16 protein-coding genes and 1 pseudogene are annotated in these 15,273 nt (G+C 72.6%); 6 read left to right on the plus strand and 11 right to left on the minus strand.

The window, feature by feature from the left end; translation table 11 throughout:
- Nucleotides 1–166: 166 nt before the first annotated feature.
- From RCR19_RS25815 to RCR19_RS25825, 3 genes and pseudogenes are all read right to left on the minus strand, one after another.
- Nucleotides 167–1,138, minus strand: coding sequence for an alpha/beta hydrolase (locus RCR19_RS25815; protein ID WP_331267288.1), 972 nt, complete (start codon nucleotides 1,136–1,138; stop codon nucleotides 167–169).
- A 193-nt stretch (nucleotides 1,139–1,331) separates the two neighbouring features.
- Nucleotides 1,332–1,511, minus strand: a pseudogene (locus RCR19_RS25820) (helix-turn-helix domain-containing protein); the annotation flags it as partial.
- A 72-nt stretch (nucleotides 1,512–1,583) separates the two neighbouring features.
- Complete coding sequence (locus RCR19_RS25825) at nucleotides 1,584–1,925, minus strand: hypothetical protein (RefSeq protein ID WP_331267289.1); 342 nt, start codon at nucleotides 1,923–1,925, stop codon at nucleotides 1,584–1,586.
- A gap of 215 nt (nucleotides 1,926–2,140) precedes the next feature.
- Between RCR19_RS25825 and RCR19_RS25830 the strand changes: the two genes are divergently transcribed.
- The 3 genes from RCR19_RS25830 to RCR19_RS25840 all read left to right on the plus strand — a co-directional run bounded on the left by RCR19_RS25830 (nucleotide 2,141) and on the right by RCR19_RS25840 (nucleotide 4,445).
- Nucleotides 2,141–2,590 (plus strand): MarR family transcriptional regulator, encoded by a 450-nt coding sequence (locus tag RCR19_RS25830; RefSeq protein ID WP_220294267.1) that lies wholly within the window; start codon nucleotides 2,141–2,143, stop codon nucleotides 2,588–2,590.
- A 320-nt stretch (nucleotides 2,591–2,910) separates the two neighbouring features.
- Complete coding sequence (locus tag RCR19_RS25835) at nucleotides 2,911–3,498, plus strand: hydrolase (RefSeq protein ID WP_331269555.1); 588 nt, start codon at nucleotides 2,911–2,913, stop codon at nucleotides 3,496–3,498.
- Between the two features lie 53 nt (nucleotides 3,499–3,551).
- Entirely contained in the window at nucleotides 3,552–4,445 is an 894-nt protein-coding gene (locus tag RCR19_RS25840; RefSeq protein WP_331267290.1) for a LysR family transcriptional regulator, read from the plus strand.
- 68 nt (nucleotides 4,446–4,513) lie between these two features.
- On the opposite strand, the gene RCR19_RS25845 is transcribed toward RCR19_RS25840, so the two are convergent.
- Together RCR19_RS25845 and RCR19_RS25850 are read right to left on the minus strand one after the other, a co-directional pair.
- Complete coding sequence (locus tag RCR19_RS25845) at nucleotides 4,514–5,425, minus strand: 2-dehydropantoate 2-reductase (RefSeq protein ID WP_331267291.1); 912 nt, start codon at nucleotides 5,423–5,425, stop codon at nucleotides 4,514–4,516.
- A 126-nt stretch (nucleotides 5,426–5,551) separates the two neighbouring features.
- Nucleotides 5,552–6,313 (minus strand): MBL fold metallo-hydrolase, encoded by a 762-nt coding sequence (locus RCR19_RS25850; RefSeq protein WP_331269556.1) that lies wholly within the window; start codon nucleotides 6,311–6,313, stop codon nucleotides 5,552–5,554.
- Nucleotides 6,314–6,412: 99 nt separating this feature from the next.
- Here RCR19_RS25850 and RCR19_RS25855 point away from each other — a divergent pair, with 99 nt between their 5' ends.
- Nucleotides 6,413–6,661: a DUF2277 domain-containing protein gene (locus tag RCR19_RS25855; RefSeq protein WP_059125893.1), complete on the plus strand. Its 249-nt coding sequence runs from the start codon at nucleotides 6,413–6,415 to the stop codon at nucleotides 6,659–6,661.
- On the opposite strand, the gene RCR19_RS25860 is transcribed toward RCR19_RS25855, so the two are convergent.
- The 5 genes from RCR19_RS25860 to RCR19_RS25880 all read right to left on the minus strand — a co-directional run bounded on the left by RCR19_RS25860 (nucleotide 6,633) and on the right by RCR19_RS25880 (nucleotide 12,168).
- Nucleotides 6,633–7,232: a VTT domain-containing protein gene (locus tag RCR19_RS25860; protein WP_059125894.1), complete on the minus strand. Its 600-nt coding sequence runs from the start codon at nucleotides 7,230–7,232 to the stop codon at nucleotides 6,633–6,635. The genes RCR19_RS25855 and RCR19_RS25860 overlap by 29 nt on opposite strands.
- Before the next feature lie 303 nt (nucleotides 7,233–7,535).
- A complete protein-coding gene (locus tag RCR19_RS25865; RefSeq protein ID WP_331267292.1) occupies nucleotides 7,536–7,676 on the minus strand; it encodes a transposase in 141 nt (46 codons plus the stop codon).
- Between the two features lie 54 nt (nucleotides 7,677–7,730).
- Nucleotides 7,731–9,665 (minus strand): FAD/NAD(P)-binding protein, encoded by a 1,935-nt coding sequence (locus RCR19_RS25870; RefSeq protein ID WP_331267293.1) that lies wholly within the window; start codon nucleotides 9,663–9,665, stop codon nucleotides 7,731–7,733.
- Between the two features lie 153 nt (nucleotides 9,666–9,818).
- Nucleotides 9,819–11,456: an alkaline phosphatase D family protein gene (locus RCR19_RS25875; protein ID WP_331267294.1), complete on the minus strand. Its 1,638-nt coding sequence runs from the start codon at nucleotides 11,454–11,456 to the stop codon at nucleotides 9,819–9,821.
- 67 nt (nucleotides 11,457–11,523) lie between these two features.
- The gene (locus RCR19_RS25880) at nucleotides 11,524–12,168 is read right to left on the minus strand and encodes an HNH endonuclease family protein (protein ID WP_331267295.1); all 645 of its coding nucleotides are present in this window, start codon (nucleotides 12,166–12,168) and stop codon (nucleotides 11,524–11,526) included.
- A 396-nt stretch (nucleotides 12,169–12,564) separates the two neighbouring features.
- Here RCR19_RS25880 and RCR19_RS25885 point away from each other — a divergent pair, with 396 nt between their 5' ends.
- A complete protein-coding gene (locus RCR19_RS25885; RefSeq protein ID WP_059125898.1) occupies nucleotides 12,565–13,146 on the plus strand; it encodes a TMEM165/GDT1 family protein in 582 nt (193 codons plus the stop codon).
- Between the two features lie 276 nt (nucleotides 13,147–13,422).
- Nucleotides 13,423–14,088 carry an HAD-IA family hydrolase gene (locus RCR19_RS25890; RefSeq protein ID WP_059125899.1) on the plus strand — a complete coding sequence of 222 codons (666 nt, stop codon included), beginning with the start codon at nucleotides 13,423–13,425 and terminating at the stop codon, nucleotides 14,086–14,088.
- Nucleotides 14,089–14,111: 23 nt separating this feature from the next.
- Here the strand turns inward: RCR19_RS25890 and RCR19_RS25895 are convergent, their stop codons facing one another.
- A complete protein-coding gene (locus RCR19_RS25895; RefSeq protein WP_331267296.1) occupies nucleotides 14,112–15,209 on the minus strand; it encodes a peptidoglycan-binding protein in 1,098 nt (365 codons plus the stop codon).
- Between the last annotated feature and the right edge of the window lie 64 nt (nucleotides 15,210–15,273).

The raw sequence follows: 15,273 nt of genomic DNA on the forward strand, positions 1-15,273 counted from the left end.
CTGAGGGGTCGTGGCAGCGGTCACCGTCGCGCGGACGGCGGCGGCGCGGTCGGACGGGGAACGTGTGCGCTGCCGCACAGCGTGTCACGCCGTGATCCGGCCGATGCGGCGGACGGCGATGGCGGAACTCGGTGCACCGGGCTCCGGCCACCGCCGTGGGTGGTGCTCAGTCGGTGTTCAGCGCCCGCCGCAGGACCGTGACGGCCTGGGTGATGGCGGCCTCGGCGGCGTGCGTTCCGCGCAGGGCGTTGAGCATGACGAAGTCGTGGATGATGCCCTGGTAGCGGACCGCGGTGACCGGGACACCGGCCTCGCGGAGCTTGTTCGCGTACGCCTCGCCCTCGTCGCGCAGGACGTCGGCCTCGCCGGTGATGACCAGGGCCGGCGGCAGTCCCCCGAGCTGCTCGACGCTCGCGCGCAGCGGCGAGGCGGTGATCTCCGCGCGCTGGGCCTCGTCCGTCGTGTACTGGTCCCAGAACCACTGCATGGCGTCGCGGCGCAGGAAGTAGCCCTCGGCGAACCGGTGGTAGGAGCCGGTGTCGAAGCTCGCGTCGGTCACCGGGTAGAACAGCACCTGCTGGAGCAGCGGGAGGCCGCCACGCTCCTTCGCCATCAGGGTGAGGGCCGCGGTCATGTTGCCGCCGACGGAGTCACCGGCCACCGCGATCCGGGTGGCGTCCAGGTCCTTGGTCGCGCCCTGCTCCACGACCCACTTCGCGACGGTCCAGTTCTGCTCGATGGCGACCGGGTAGCGGGCCTCGGGCGAGAGGTCGTACTCGGGGAAGACCACGGCGGCCTTCGCGCCGACTGCGAGTTCACGGACCAGGCGGTCGTGGGTGTGGGCGTTGCCGAAGACCCAGCCGGCACCGTGGATGTAGACGATGACCGGCAGTGTGCCCGTGGTGCCGGCCGGCTTGACGATGCGCGCCCGGACGGTGCCCGTGGGGCCGCCGGACACCGTGATCCACTCCTCGTCGACCACCGGCTTCTCGATCTCGCCGGACTGCACCTCGTCAACGGTCTTGCGGCCTTCGACGGGCCCAAGGTCGAACAGATAGGGCGGGTTGGCCGTGGCGGCGGCGAAGTCCGCGGCGGCCGGTTCCAGGACGGGAGCGGTCGGCGTGTTCTGCTCGGACATGCGTCTTCCCTGTTCTTCTCGGGTGACGATCCGTGCGCTCGGGATCGCCTGAGGCCTCTGGCTGTATGCCGGGCCGCCGACCCCGGACGCCCCGGTGTCACCTGTGTGCTGACGACAACGACTCTCGCACCGGCGGCACGAAGATGGATGTCCTGTGTGCGCAGCCATGTGGTCCGGGCGTGCACGATGCAGGTCAGGGGTGCGCGCAGGAGCGTTGACGCCACTGGACGGGTGTGCACCCGAAGGCCTCGCGAATGCGCCGTGCGAAGTGCGAGGGGCTGGTGAAGCCGCAGACGTGCGCGATCGCGGCGACGGGCAGGTGGGGTTGTGCCGTCAGGCGTCGCTGCCCCGCATCCAGCCGCAGCCGCATGACCGTCTCGGCGAGCGGCTTCGCTCCGTGTGAGGACCCCGGCCGCGCGCGGCCGGGGTCTCGGTGTCGGCGCGGTCAGGTCTCCCGTGACGGCCCCGCGTGCGCGTGCTTCAGCCGCATCCGCGCCTCCACCGTCTCCTCGGCGGTCACGTCCGCCCAGAAGCGGTGGCAGGAGACGAAGACCGCGAGTTCCCGCTCGCGCTGCCGGAGCTTCTCCACCTCGGCCTGCTCGTCCTCGGTCCAGCCCGGGGAGGCGGGGCGCTCCACCTTGCGCCAGCCGGTGTCGTCGCTGAATCCGTCCAGTGGCTCCACCGACCAGGGAAGTCGCTTGAGGAGGGCCAGGAGCTCCGCCCGGACCTGATGCAGCTCCTCCTGACCGGCGAGGAGGTCACTCGGAAAGTCATAGGTCGCAGCCACGCCGCAATGCTACGCCTGTTCGATTTTGGGATGCGAGTCGCTTCCTGCGGTTCACTCGAACGATTGAGCCAGCGCGCTGACCTGCGATTACCCCCTCTTTGAGCGCCCCTCAGGCGTCTTGCGCCCCCTGTTCGGGTTCTCGTCCGGTGTTCCTCAGGGCAGGCTGTTCAGGCGGAACTGGACAGTTGTGACTGAAGGAATTAGCGTGAGGGCCCATGGAGCAGAACATCGAGGGCGTCTCCGCGTCCGCCGCTCGTGCGGCGCGTGACCTGCGGGTCGTGTTCAGCCGACTGCGCCGGCGCATGCGGGAGGTCGCAGGGGAGGAGGGCCTCACGCCCTCCCAGGTGTCCGCACTCACCCTGATCAGCAAGGGCGGTGCCGCCACGGCCAGTGCCCTGGCCTCCGCCGAGGGCGTCCGTCCCCAGTCGATGGCCGCCACCCTCGCCGTCCTCGAACAGCTCGGCCTGATCCGCCGCAGCCCCGACCCCGACGACGGCCGCCGTCAGCTCGTCACCCTCAGCGATGCGGGCCGTGAGCGCGTCGAGGGCGACCGCCAGGCCCGTCAGGAGTGGCTCGCCCGCACTCTTCAGGACCGTTACACGGAGGAGGAGCGCCAGACGGTCCTCGAGGCGCTCGCCCTGATGGAACGGCTCACCCGGCCGTGATACCGAAGCTCGTCCCCGTGGCCGCCGACTCTCGGCGAGCCGCCCGGGCAGGCCGCCGTGCCCGTCGCCCGGCCGCCCCGATGCTCCTGGATTCCGTACGGAATCCGATGTCCGCCGCCGAGTTTCCGCGGACCCTCATGTACCTCGGAGCCCCGGGCGCCACCGCCGCCGGCGCGGCGCTCCCCGTCCGGGGCGCCGACACGGCGGGGCAGCCCGAACCGGCCCCGTCGACGGCGGAGCAACCCGTACCGCCCGTACGGCTCGCTCCGCCGGATCGTTCCCCCTCCTCCTCCACCCCCGGCTTCCGAAAGGCCCACGCCATGGCTCCCACCACCCTCGACCCGCGTACCGCTCTGGTCGTGATCGACCTCCAGAACGGCATCGCGGCCATGCCCGTCCAGCCCCACAGCGGCCCCGAGGTGGTGGCCCGCACCGCCGAACTCGCCGACGCCTTCCGGGCCCGGGACCTTCCGGTCGTCCTCGTCCGGGTCTCCTTCGCCGCCGACGGCTCCGACGCCGTCCCCGGCCGCACCGAGCAGCAGCGCGGCGCGCGTTCCTTCCCCGAGGGCTGGGACCTCGTCGTCGACGAACTGTCCGGTCACCCGGGCGACATCCAGGTCACCAAGCGCAACTGGGGTGCCTTCCACGGCACCGGTCTCGACGTCCAGCTGCGCCGCCGCGGTGTCACCCAGATCGTGCTGACGGGCATCGCCACCAGCATCGGTGTCGAGTCCACCGCACGGGCCGCGTACGAGCACGGGTACCACGTCACCCTCGCCACCGACGCGATGGCCGACGCCGACCCCGAGGCCCACCGCGGCAGCGTCGAGCGGATCTTCCCGCGTCTCGGCGAGACGGGCACGACGACCGAGATCCTGGAGCTGCTGGCCAAGACCCACGCGGTCTGACCAGGCGGCAGCCGCCCGGCGGTCGAGTCCGCCGGGCGGCTACCTTGATGCCCGTGACCCTCGATGATCTGCGTGTCTTCGTCGCCGTCTGCCGGGCCGGAAGCCTCAGCGCCGCGGCCCGGGAACTGGGGTGCACCCAGTCCGCCGTCAGTCAGCACGTACGGCGGCTGGAGCGCGAGGTGGGGGTCGGCCTCGTGGAGCGGCAGTCGCGCGGAGTCGTGCCGACGCGCGCCGGACGTGTGCTGCGGCAGGCCGCCGAGGAAGGGATGTCCGGCCTCGATCTCGCGCTGCGCAGACTGGCGGAGATCGCCCGGGGCGACGGCGGCGTCGTACGGATAGCCACCGGCAGTGTCACCGTGCGGCACTTCATGGCGGCCGCGGTGGCCGAGTTCCGCGGGCTGCACCCCCGGGTCAGCCTGGAGTTCCGGACGGAGAGTTCGTCCCGCGGCTGCTTCGACGCGCTCCGCGAGCCCGGTCTCGACCTCGCCTGGGTGACCCTCGGACCGCCCGTGCGCGGCGTCGAGCAGCGGCCCGTGGTCCGGCTTCCCTGGGTGCTCGCGGTGCCGGTGGACGACGAACTCGCCGGGCGGGAGCGGGTGGAGGCGGTCGATCTGGCCGGACTGCGGCTGATCGGGCTGCCCGAGGGGTCCACCTCCCGCGCTCAGCTCGAGGCCTCCTGCGCCGAGTTGGGGATCCCGGCGGCCTCCTCCGACACGAGCGTCGCCGACTGGGACACCGCCATCCTGCTCGCCGAACTCGGCGTCGGCCACGCGGTCGTGCCCGATCTGCCCGGCTGGCGCGCCGACGAACGGCCGAGACTCAGGTTCGTCCCGGTTCCCGAACTGCCGCCCCTCACCGTCGGCTGGGCGGTCCGCCGGTGGGACACCCTGTCCCCGTCGGCCCACGCCTTCGCCGACACCGTCACCCGGCACAACACCGTGCTCTGACGGCACTTGGGCCGGCGGGACGCCGACCGAGGCTCCCGGACGGGGACTTCAGCCGTTCCACCCCGGCCTCACGCGTCGAGGAAGGACCAGCGCAGCTCCCGCACCAGCCGGGTCGCCACCGGCGCCGCCACCCCGTGCCGTTCGGCCGCACGCAGCAATGCGCCGCCGATCGCGTCCAGTTCGAGTGCCCGGCCGGCCTCGGCGTCACGCTGCATCGACGACTTCATCTCCGCCGGGAGCAGGTCGTAGCGGGCCAGGGCGACCGCGGGGTCCGTGGCGGCGCCGGCCGCCAGGGCGACCGCGGTCGTCTCCTCCACCAGCGCTGCCAGCTCCTCGCGGTACCGGGTGCGGACCTCGCCCAGGGGCACCCCGTAACGCGTCGTCAGCAGCGCGAACGGTGCGAGGAAGACCATCTTCGCCCACAGGGCGGCCGCCTCACCGTCCAGGACGCGCACCCGCACCCCCGCCCACTCCAAAGCCCCGGTCAGCCGGTCGAGTCGTTCCCGGGCCACGCTCTCGCCGGTCAGATCGATCTCCACGAACGGGCTGTCGTGCTCGATCACCCCGGGCGCGACCCGCGTCGACTCGACGCGGATCACCGCGGGGGCCAGGCGCCCGGCCCCATAGCGCTCGCGCAGTACCGCCGGATGTTCCACACCGTTCAGCAGCGGTACGACCAGGGCGTCCTCGGCGAGCTCGTCCGCCGGCACACGCTCCAGCGCGACGTCGAGCGCGGTGTGCTTCACCGTGACGAACACGACGTCGGCGGGCTCCCGCAGCCGCGTGTCCGCCGCCACCCGCGCGGTGAACGGGCCGTAGCGGCCACTGCTGACGCGGATGCCGTTCTCGCGCAGTGCCTGTACGGTCTTGTCGCCCGCAAGGCAGACCACCCGATGGCCGGTGCGAGCCAGCAGTGCGGCCAGCAGCCCCCCGACACCGCCCGGGCCCAGGACCGCCACTGTGAGGTCGTCGTTCGCCATGTTCCGTCCCCGCTCCTCGCCCTGTGCCCCCGCGGCCGGGGCCCCTCGGCGAGGATCACAAGGGCCTGGAATCCAGTCAATCCTCGGGGAAACTTGCCTGTCTCCAAGGAAATGCTTGGGGATCGCTCACAGCCGTACCGAGGAGCCCGGTACCAGCAGGTGCAACCGGTCCGACAGGCCCGCGTCCGCGAACGCCTCGGTGAGTGTGGCGCCGCCCTCGGTGAAGTGGGCCCAGTGCTCGAAGTGCAGCGGAACCACCTGCCGGGCCCTGAGGATCCGGGTCGCCTCCACGGCCGCCTCGCTGGTCAGTGTGAGCGGCGCGTCCGGGACGAGCGGGGTGCGGGCGGCACCCGCGAACAGCACGGCCACGTCGAAAGGGCCGAAGCGGTCGGCGATGCCGCGGACGACGTCGAGGGAGGCGTTGTCCCCGCTGACGTACACCGTGGGCAGGTCCTCGCCGGACAGTACGAAGCCGGTGACCTCACCGACGACCGGCTCGCTGCCCTCGGGCCCGTGCAGCGCGGGCACGGCGGTCACACGCAGCACCCCGCCACCGGGGCGGGGGAGTTCCAGGTGCTCCCAGGAGGACAGGGCCCGCACCGGCGCGCCGACACGCTCGTACGCCGACGCCGTGGACAGCGTCAGCGGTGCCTCGGCCAGGTAGCGCCGACCCGCGGCGTCCAGATTGTCCGGGTGCTGGTCGTGCGAGAGGAGGACGGCGTCGACCGGGCCGATCTCCGCGGCCCGGACTGCGGGACCGACCGTCTTCACCAGGCTGCGCGAGCCGATGGGGTACTCGCCCGGTGCGTCGAAGGTGGGATCGGTGAGCAGGCGTACACCGCCCAGTTCGACGACGGCGGTGGGACCGCCCACATAGAGGATGTCCACAGTGGTCACACGGTGCACAATCGGGCGGCCGACGAGGATATTCCCGCCTTGTGTCCGGGAGGGCGGGACGCTGTCGTTCGATGGGGCCACACTGGACCCATGTGCCGCAGCATCAAGACGCTCCGCCCGCCCGCCATCCCCGAGGACGCCACGGAGGAGGAGATCCGCGCCGCGGCGCTCCAGTTCGTGCGCAAGATCTCCGGGTTCCGCGCCCCGGCCGCCCACAACCGCGAGGTCTTCGACCACGCGGTGGACGTGATCGCCGCGGCCACCGCGGAACTGCTCGCCGGACTGGAGGTCCGGGGCCGGTCCCGGGAGGCTACTTCCGAGGTGCCGGGCGGCGCATGAGACAGGCCGCGCCCGCGCCCGCGGCGAACAGGGCTCCCACGGAGACGGCCGTCGCCAGCCAGGTCGCGCCCAGCCACTGGCCGCCGAAGTAGCCGAGAGCCACGCTGTAGGCGGCCCAGGCGACACCGGCGAGTGCCGACCAGGGCACGAAGTCGCGGGCGCGGCGGTGGGCCGCTCCCGCGCCGAGGGAGACGACCGAGCGGCCGGCGGGTGCGAACCGGGCGAGGATCACCAGCGCGCCGCCGCCGCGGGCGAGCGCCGTTCCAAGACGTTCCTGCGCGCGGGTCAGCCGGCGCGAGCGGGCGATGGCACGGTCCAGACGTTCGCCGCCGCGCCAGGCCAGACGGTAGGCGACCAGGTCGCCGAGGACGGATGCCGTCGCCGCGCACAGGACGAGACCCAGGATGTCCGGTGCGTGTCCCACGGCCGATCCGGCCGCGGCGGCGGTCGCCGCGGCGATGACCAGGACGCCGCTCGGCAGGAGGGGCACGAAGACGTCCAGCAGGACCGACGCGGCCACCGCTGGATAGATCCAGGGGCTGTCGGCCAACGACCCCATGCTCTCCAACACCCGAACTCCCCGTACTGACTCCCCAGAGGCAACTGCGTGCCGCAGTCTCGCTGGGGAGCGGCAGGAAGCGGCCTTCGACAGCCGTACAGCGTACGCCTGGCTGTGACGGCCGATGCACCGGGGGCTGGTGAGGCCGGCCGACGGTCCGCCCGAGGCGACGGGGCGGGAGCGGAGCGGTTCGGCACGCCGCCGCCCCGGCGTACTCGGCGCCGCGGGGCGGGGCGAGCGGGCGACCAGGTCTTGCCAGCGGCGGAAGAGCTCATAGACCGTTTGGCACGGCCTGTACTCCGACGGCAGATCCCTCTACGGCGCACCGGTACGAACCCGCCATCGGATCCCGTTGATCAGCCTCCTCCGCCCCACCGCCGGCCTTCCCCGCATCGCGGCCGGCAGCATCGGCTCCAGTACGGCCCACTGATCCTCAGAAAGATCCCCTCGCCCCACACCGAGATCATCACGGTGCAGGGCAAACGACGACGCCCACTTCTAGAACACGGCCTAGTCGACACGTGCGAGTTCGCCGTGCGGCCCGGTGGCCGGGGCGGCTTGTGGGCCCGTCATCGGTGCCGTCGCGCGCAGGACCGCGCGCGCCACCGCGTCGGCGTCGGACAGGGTGACCGAATCCACCCCCGGGCGGGCGCCCGCCGCGGTCACCCAGTGCACGCCCTCGGTCGGCACCCCGAAGGCGAACCGGCGTGGATGCGCGGCGCCCTGCCGGTCGATCAGGTGATAGGGGCGCGGTGTCACATCCACGCCCCCGGTCTCGTACCCGTCCACCGTGTGCGGACGGCATCCCCCCGCGCGGAAGAGCCCGCCGAGGAGTTCGTCGGCCGTGTGCCGCAGATCGGGCTCGGGCAGCCGCGCCTCGACCAGCGTACGGACGCATACGGTCGAACCGGGGACCGAGGCCGAGCGGGCGACCCAGGCGCCGGGCTCGGCCCGCACCTCCAGACCCGGGCCCAGCACGTCCAGCACGCCCGCTTCCATCAGCGCCGCCATCTCCTCGATGCGCCGCCGGGGCGGGCCGATGGACAGGAACGCGTTGAGGGGGGTGTACCAGCCGTCCAGATCGTCCCGGCGGGAGTCGCCGGACAGACCGGCGTGGTCGACGATCAGCCGCAGTTCGTTGCGCAGGTCGCGCAGTACGTCCAGGGCGGCCTTGAGCGGGCCCTCGACATTGCCGAGCGCGGCTTGAGCCGCGTCCTCGCGGAGGTGGCCGAGCAGCCAGCCGCGCCAGGCGGCGGGGGAGCGGAAGGTCCGTCCCGTGTACGGGCGGGAGACACGGTCCCAGCACCAGCGGTCGGCACGCGGTATGCCGAACTCGTCCAGGACACGGCCCACCTCGGGCCCGTCGGGACCGGTGGCGAGGAAGCGGTCCCGGAAACCGGCGCGTTCGGTCTGCCTGCGGCCCAACAGCGCCTCGTAGTAGACCGTTTCCACCTCCTTCGCCACCAACGGCCATATCTCCGCCCGGAAATCCGGTGCCTCCCCGGAGTCCGCCCGCTTGCGGAACCTGGCTATCACCTCGTCGGTCAGCAGCAGCGGGGCGTGGCGGCCGTGTGGCCCCTTCGCGTTGTCGCCGCGCGCCTGGTACGGGACACCTCGGCGGGAGCCGGCGTACAGGCGCGGCTCACGGCCCGAGGGCCGGTAGCGCAGCCCTCGGGGAGTACGGACGAAGCGGCCGCCGCGGCCGGTCGTCAGCAGGGCGGCGTGGTCGAAGAAGTTGAGACCCAGACCGCGCAGCAGAACCGGTTCGCCGGGTGCGAGCGGGGAGAGGTCGACGTCCGCCGGGTTGGCGGGAGGGATGTGGCGCAGACCGTAGCGGGCCGCGTGCGCGGCGAGCCGGCGGCGGTCGGGACCGTCGGTCGAGGGGAGGTGGCCCTGGGCGAGGACCACGGCGGACAGACCGGCGAGGGTGCGGCCGTCGGACAGGGCGAGGACCTGGTGGCCGTCGGGCGACTCGGTGAGGCGTGTCGCCCGGGCCGTGTGCACCTCGACCCGGAGCGGGTCCGGCGCGCCCTGGACCACCCGGGCGAACACCCACTCCAGATAACGCCCGTACCGGGCGCGGGTCGGGTAGTCGTCCGGCCCCAACGCGCTCTCGGCCCACCCCGTTTCGCCGTCGCCCGGACGTCCGCGCCCGTCCGCTCCGTCCCGCGCCCATTCGTACAGGCTCGGCCCGGGCCGGATCGGTCCCGCGCACTCCACGCTCTCGTCGGTGAACAACGTCACCTGGCAGGCCACCGTGTTCATCAGCAGCTCCGGGGACTGCGCGGTGCGCCAGACCCGGCCCGGCCCCGGCGGCGCGGGGTCGACGACGTGCACGGTCAGCCGCGTGCCGGGCGGAAGGAGTTCCGGGGCGGAGGCGCAGAGGCGTTCCAGAATGCTCGTGCCCCGTGGTCCCGCGCCGACGACGGCGACGGAGACGGGCACGGGTTCCACGGTCGCGGCAGACAAAACGGGTGACTCCCGGGCGTGTGGGGGGCGCAGGGCGACAGATCCGCCCGCGTGCGGCGGACGGTCCGCCTCATCATGCCTGCGCGGGCCGCGGAAGCCAACGCGCGTCCCACACGCCCCGGATGTCCCTCATGAGACGGTCAATGATGACTCCTCCACGGTCGTGAGCCGCGCCTTTCCGGTCTCGTCCGGGCGTGCCCGGTCCACCCGCAGCGAGGCGGAACGGCCGCGCAGTGTCAGCGTCATGAGCTGGTTGCCGAACCACGGGCCGCCCGCGCGGCGCCAGTCGAGAGTGGGGCGCGCTCCCCGCCCGTGCCGGGCGACCCGGCGGCCGAGGGCGCGTCCGAGTCCGCTCCAGCCGAAGCGGAAGCCGAGCTTCATGGACAGCGGGACGGAGTTGTGGACGGGGGAGCAGGTCAGTTGCAGGACCCGGGCGTCGGGTGCCGCGCCCGGCCACTCCGGTTCGGCCACATACGCGTGATGCACGTCGCCGGACAGCACATACACACTCGCCGGCGCGCCCTGCCCGCTGCCCGCCTCGGCGACGAGGGCGGCCAGTGCTTCGAACGACTCCGGGAACGCCGCCCAGTGCTCCAGGTCGGCGGTCCGGCGCAGCCGTTCACCGAAGCGGGCCCAGCGGTCACCGCGCTCGCCGCGGCACAGCGCGGCGCTCCAGGCCTCGGCGTCGTGCACGAGGTGCGGGAGCAACCAGGGCAGCGAGGTGCCGATCAGCAGGTGGTCGCAGGTGTCCCGGGTACCGAGCACCTGCTCGCGCAGCCAGTCGGCCTCCGCGGGGTCCAGCATCGCCCGGCCGCCCTCGTCGAGGACGCGGGCCGCCCGGGTGTCCACCATCACCACGCGTATTCGGCCGAAGTCGCGGTGGTAGCTCCAGCGGACCGTGTCGGGACGGGCGTCGGCCCGGGCGGCGTGCGCGCGCAGGACGTCCGTGCCGTCGGGGGTCTCGCGGACGGCCGCATAGACCGGGTCGGCGGCCAGTTCCGCCGGGGACAGATTGCCCAGGTGCTGGTGGACCCAGTACGCCATCAGGCCGCTCAGCAGCCGTTCGCGCCACCAGGCCGTGGCGCGCATGTCGGCCACCCAGGACGCGCTGGTGTTCCAGTCGTCGATGATGTCGTGGTCGTCGAAGATCATGCAGCTGGGCACGGTCGACAGCAGCCAGCGGATTTCCGGGTCCAGCCAGGACTCGTGGTAGAGCCAGGTGTACTCCTCGTAGTCCGCCACCTGGACGCCCGGGGGGTCGGTGAGGCCACGACGCGAGTCGATCCGGCCACGGACCGCGCGGGACGTCTCGTCCGCATACACCTGGTCGCCCAACAGCAGCAGCACATCGGGCCGTTCGGCGTCCGGATCGGCGGCGAGCCGCGCCGCCATCGTGTCGAGGGCGTCGGGACCCACCGGGTCCCGACGGCCCTGGGGGGGTGCGGCCAGGCGGCAGGAGCCGAAGGTGACACGGACGACCTCGGGGTCGGACGTGCGGATGGTGGAGGGCGGGTAGGGCGACTCGGGCTGCGGCCACACGGGTGTGTCGTCCAGCAGCACCTCGTAGGTCTCCGTCGTGCCCGGCGTCAGCCCGGTGACCGGCACGATCGCGTAGTGGTGCCCGGCGACCTGGAAGGTGCGGGCCCTCCCGCCGGCACCCGACGGGCAGCGCACCTGCGCGGTGCACGGACGGCCGGCCTCGACCCAGACGGTCGCCGACGAGTCGTCCACGTACCTCAGCAGCGGTCCCAGACACAGTCTCACCACGGTGATCCCCTCCTCCGTCGCCCCGTACGGTACGGAACGACGGAGGGGGGCCGGGAGGGGCCCTGCGTCAGCAGCCCGAGAGGTAGCTCTGGAGCGCGCTCTTCTCTGCGGAGTCGACGGAGAGGTTGTAGTAGTACTTCACCTGCACCCAGGCGCGGACGTACGTGCAGCGGTACGCCGTGCGGGACGGCATCCAGGTGGCCGGGTCCTGGTCGCCCTTGGCCTGGTTGACGTTGTCGGTGACGGCGAGCAGCTGCGGACGGGTGACGTCGTTGGCGAAGGCCTGACGCTGGGCGGTCGTCCACTTGCTCGCGCCGGAGTCCCACGCCTCGGCGAGCGGGACAAGGTGGTCGATGTCGACGTCGGAGGCGGCGCTCCAGGTGGCGCCGTCGTACGGGGAGTACCAGCTGCCGCTGGTGGCGACGCAGGAGGAGTCGGTGACGACGTTGGAGCCGTCCCGCTTGAGGATGTACTCGCGGGTGTTGCAGGCACCGCTGATCGTGATCCACGTCGGGAACAGATCGCGGTTGTAGCCCGTGCGGTTCTCGGTCGCCACGGTGAGCGAGGAGAGGTAGCTGCGGGCGGTGGCGCCGCTGACGGGTGTGGGGAGGGCTGCGGAGGCGGTCGGACCGTTGAAGAGTCCGACGGAGGCTATGAGTCCGGTGAGGGCCGCGACTATGCTGAGGTGTCGACGCGCGTAGACCTTACGCATGCGAACTCCCTTGTGGGGTGGGGGCGTTGAGGTGCGGGCGAAGGAATGCTCGTGGGGGGTCGTTGCGGGCAGGGGTGCGTTCGGTGAGAAGTTAGTGACGCGTACATGACATATCAAGGTGTGTGACATGACTTACGGCCCCGGGGAGGATCCCCCGAGGTCGCGTACGATGGACGGCGCAGAAGGGGAGTAGCTCTTCGCCGGACCGTCGACATACTGCTCAGCCCGCCTGAGCCGGCGCCCGGAGGCGGATCCTTTCGTGGGATCGGCCAGCGAGACCTTCGGCATGCAGTGCACGTCCGTGCCCTACGGCACGGGTGATCCGTGTGCTGCCGTGCCGAGGTGTCCAGCAGTCACAGCACTCTCGGTGGGGCAGCCCCGACCGATTGAGGAATCTTGATCAGCATCACCGTCCTGGCGCTCGTCTTCGGCGTCGTCTTCCTGGCCGAACTGCCGGACAAGACGGCCCTTGCCGGGCTCGTCCTCGGCACCCGCTACCGCGCCTCGTACGTGTTCGCCGGTGTCGCCGCCGCCTTCCTGCTGCACGTCGTGCTGGCCGTGGCGGCGGGCAGTCTGCTGACCCTGCTGCCGCAGCAGATCGTGCACGGGATCACCGGTCTGCTCTTCCTCGGTGGCGCCGCCGTGCTGCTGCTGAAGAAGGACGACGGCGACGAGGAGATCCGCCGACCCGAGAACCAGAGCTTCTGGAAGGTGTCGACGGCGGGCTTCATGCTCATCCTGATCGCCGAGTTCGGTGATCTCACCCAGATCATGACGGCCAACCTCGCGGCCCGCTACGACGACCCGCTCTCGGTGGGCCTCGGTGCGGTCCTCGCCCTGTGGGCGGTCGCGGGCCTCGGTATCGTCGGCGGCAAGGCGCTGATGAAGAGGGTGCCGCTGAAGCTGATCACGAAGATCGCGGCGCTGTTGATGCTGGTCCTCGGGGCCTGGAGCCTGTACGAGGTCGTGGCGGCCTGACGGTCGCGGTGCGGGGTGTGTGGGGACGGTGTCGGCCGGATCCGCGCGTTCGAGGCGTGCGGCCGTCCGGTGCCCTCGCGGTGTCCGCCGGATGTCCTGCTGGTGTCCGTGTGGGTCGTTGTGTCTTCGGTGCAGGTCGGGCGCGGTGGCGGGGCGGGGAGCTGTTTTGTATCGTGAAGGAACAAAGTGGCTCCCGTCCGCTTCCCCTGACCGGCGGGCGGGGCCGCCTTGTCCCCGGAGGTCGCCAGCCGGCCCCTTCCCCCGCGCACTGGAGACATGCCGATGACGGCCACGACCGTTCTCACCGCCCGCGCCCTGCTGCTCGACATGGACGGCACCCTCGTCAACTCCGACGCCGTCGTGGAGCGGTGCTGGCGGCGCTGGGCCGATCGGCACGGGCTCGACGGCGACGAGGTGCTGAAGGTCGTGCACGGGCGCCAGGGCCACGCCTCGATGGCCGTTCTGCTGCCGGACCGCCCCATGGAGCAGAACCTCGCCGACAACGCCCGCATGCTCGCGGAGGAGACCGCCGACCTGGACGGTGTGGTCGAGGTTCCCGGCGCGGCCGCGTTCCTCGCCTCCCTCGACGGACTCCCGCACGCCCTGGTGACGTCCGCGGACGTGGCGCTGTCCACCGGGCGCATGGGCGCCGCGGGCCTGAAGCTGCCCGATGTGCGGATCACCGCCGAGTGCGTGGGTGCCAGCAAGCCCGACCCGGAGGGTTTTCTGAAGGGCGCCGCCGAACTGGGGGTCGCCCCCGAGGACTGCCTCGTCTTCGAGGACTCCGGTGCGGGCATCGCCGCGGGGCGCGCCGCCGGGATGCGGGTCGTCGGCGTCGGCCCCCGGGCCGGGGCCCACGGCCCCGATGTGCTGGTCCGGGACCTCACGCAGGTGCGCGTCGAGGCGACGGCGGACGGCCGGATCCGGCTGCACATCGGCTGACCCGGGGCTCCCGGCCGCACGCGTCAGGGCCGGGACGTCTCCGACTCCAGCTTCGCCCTCGTGGCCGGCCCGTACACACCGTGCTCGTCCTGCGTGATGCCGCGCATGAACTGGTACGTGCGCACCGCGTTCTCCACCTGGGTGCCGTACCGGCCGTTCGCCGGGCCGAAGTAGAGATTGACCTGGCGCAGCCGGAGCTGGAGCTCGGTGACGTCCGAACCTTTGTCGCCGTGCCGCAGAGACTCCTGCGAAGGGTTGTCGTCCCCGTCGTCCCCGTCGTCGCCGGGCGTCGGCGGCGGGGAGTCGAAGGCCTGCTCGGTCGTCGCCGACGGGCTCGCAGTGGTGGAGACGGTCGCGCTCGGCGTCGTGCTGGGCGAGGCCGGGGGCGATGTGCCGGTGCTCGGCGAGAGCGACGGGCTCGCCGGGGCGACGGGCGCGGACGCCGTGGATGCCGACGCGGACGCGGAGTCCGGCGAGGCATCCTCCGGCACGCTCGCCCGTACGTCCTCGGGCAGCGCGCCGTTCCGCTCCGGTGAGTCGTAGGAGAAGAGCCCACTGGCCAGCCCGGCGGCTGCCACGACCGTCGCGACGGCCGCGCCGGCCGCCAGCACCACCGTGCGCCGCCGGCGCCCGCGGCGCGCCGGTGCGGCGTCCGGCGGGGCGGCGGGACGGTCCCCGGCCCGGCCGGCCCCGGCGGGCAGGGTGCCGAGCTGCATGGTCTCGTCCGGCCTGCCGGTCCCGTCGGCCCGGGAACCGTGCTGCGCCACGGCCGCGAGCTGCATGGTCTCGTCCGGGGCGCCGGACGCGGCGGGCGTCGCGGAGGCGTCGGGCAGTGCGGTGTCCGGCCGCTCCGTGCCCTCCGATGGCGCGCCGGCCGCCTCCGGCACGACCGCGAGCTGCATGGTCTCGTCGGCGGCTGCCTGCGCCCCGCTCGTGGTGACCCCGAGGTCCACATACGGCCGGATCCGCAGCGGATCGAAGTCCTCCGCCGCTGCCGCCTCCGCGGTACGGGCGTCCCGGATCGCCTCGGACGCCCGTCGGGTGCACCCGCACGACGGCGTGCCGTCCGGCCGCCTCGGTGCCTCGCACTCCGGGCAGGCCTGTCCGTTCGTTCCGTTCACGCGTGGGTCCCCTCCCGACGAATTCCAGAAATTATGCAGATCTCCCTCACACAATCTCCCAGGA

Source organism: Streptomyces sp. WAC07094, from assembly GCF_036320405.1.
In the GTDB taxonomy this organism is placed as follows: domain Bacteria; phylum Actinomycetota; class Actinomycetes; order Streptomycetales; family Streptomycetaceae; genus Streptomyces; species Streptomyces lannensis.

What these genes read in the sequence shown, in the direction of transcription:
- RCR19_RS25815 (WP_331267288.1), bottom strand. Translation starts at nt 1,138, where the DNA reads ATGTCCGAGCAGAACACGCCGACCGCTCCCGTCCTGGAACCGGCCGCC.
- RCR19_RS25830 (WP_220294267.1), top strand. Translation starts at nt 2,141, where the DNA reads ATGGAGCAGAACATCGAGGGCGTCTCCGCGTCCGCCGCTCGTGCGGCG.
- RCR19_RS25835 (WP_331269555.1), top strand. Translation starts at nt 2,911, where the DNA reads ATGGCTCCCACCACCCTCGACCCGCGTACCGCTCTGGTCGTGATCGAC.
- RCR19_RS25845 (WP_331267291.1), bottom strand. Translation starts at nt 5,425, where the DNA reads ATGGCGAACGACGACCTCACAGTGGCGGTCCTGGGCCCGGGCGGTGTC.
- RCR19_RS25855 (WP_059125893.1), top strand. Translation starts at nt 6,413, where the DNA reads ATGTGCCGCAGCATCAAGACGCTCCGCCCGCCCGCCATCCCCGAGGAC.
- RCR19_RS25880 (WP_331267295.1), bottom strand. Translation starts at nt 12,168, where the DNA reads ATGCGTAAGGTCTACGCGCGTCGACACCTCAGCATAGTCGCGGCCCTC.
- RCR19_RS25890 (WP_059125899.1), top strand. Translation starts at nt 13,423, where the DNA reads ATGCCGATGACGGCCACGACCGTTCTCACCGCCCGCGCCCTGCTGCTC.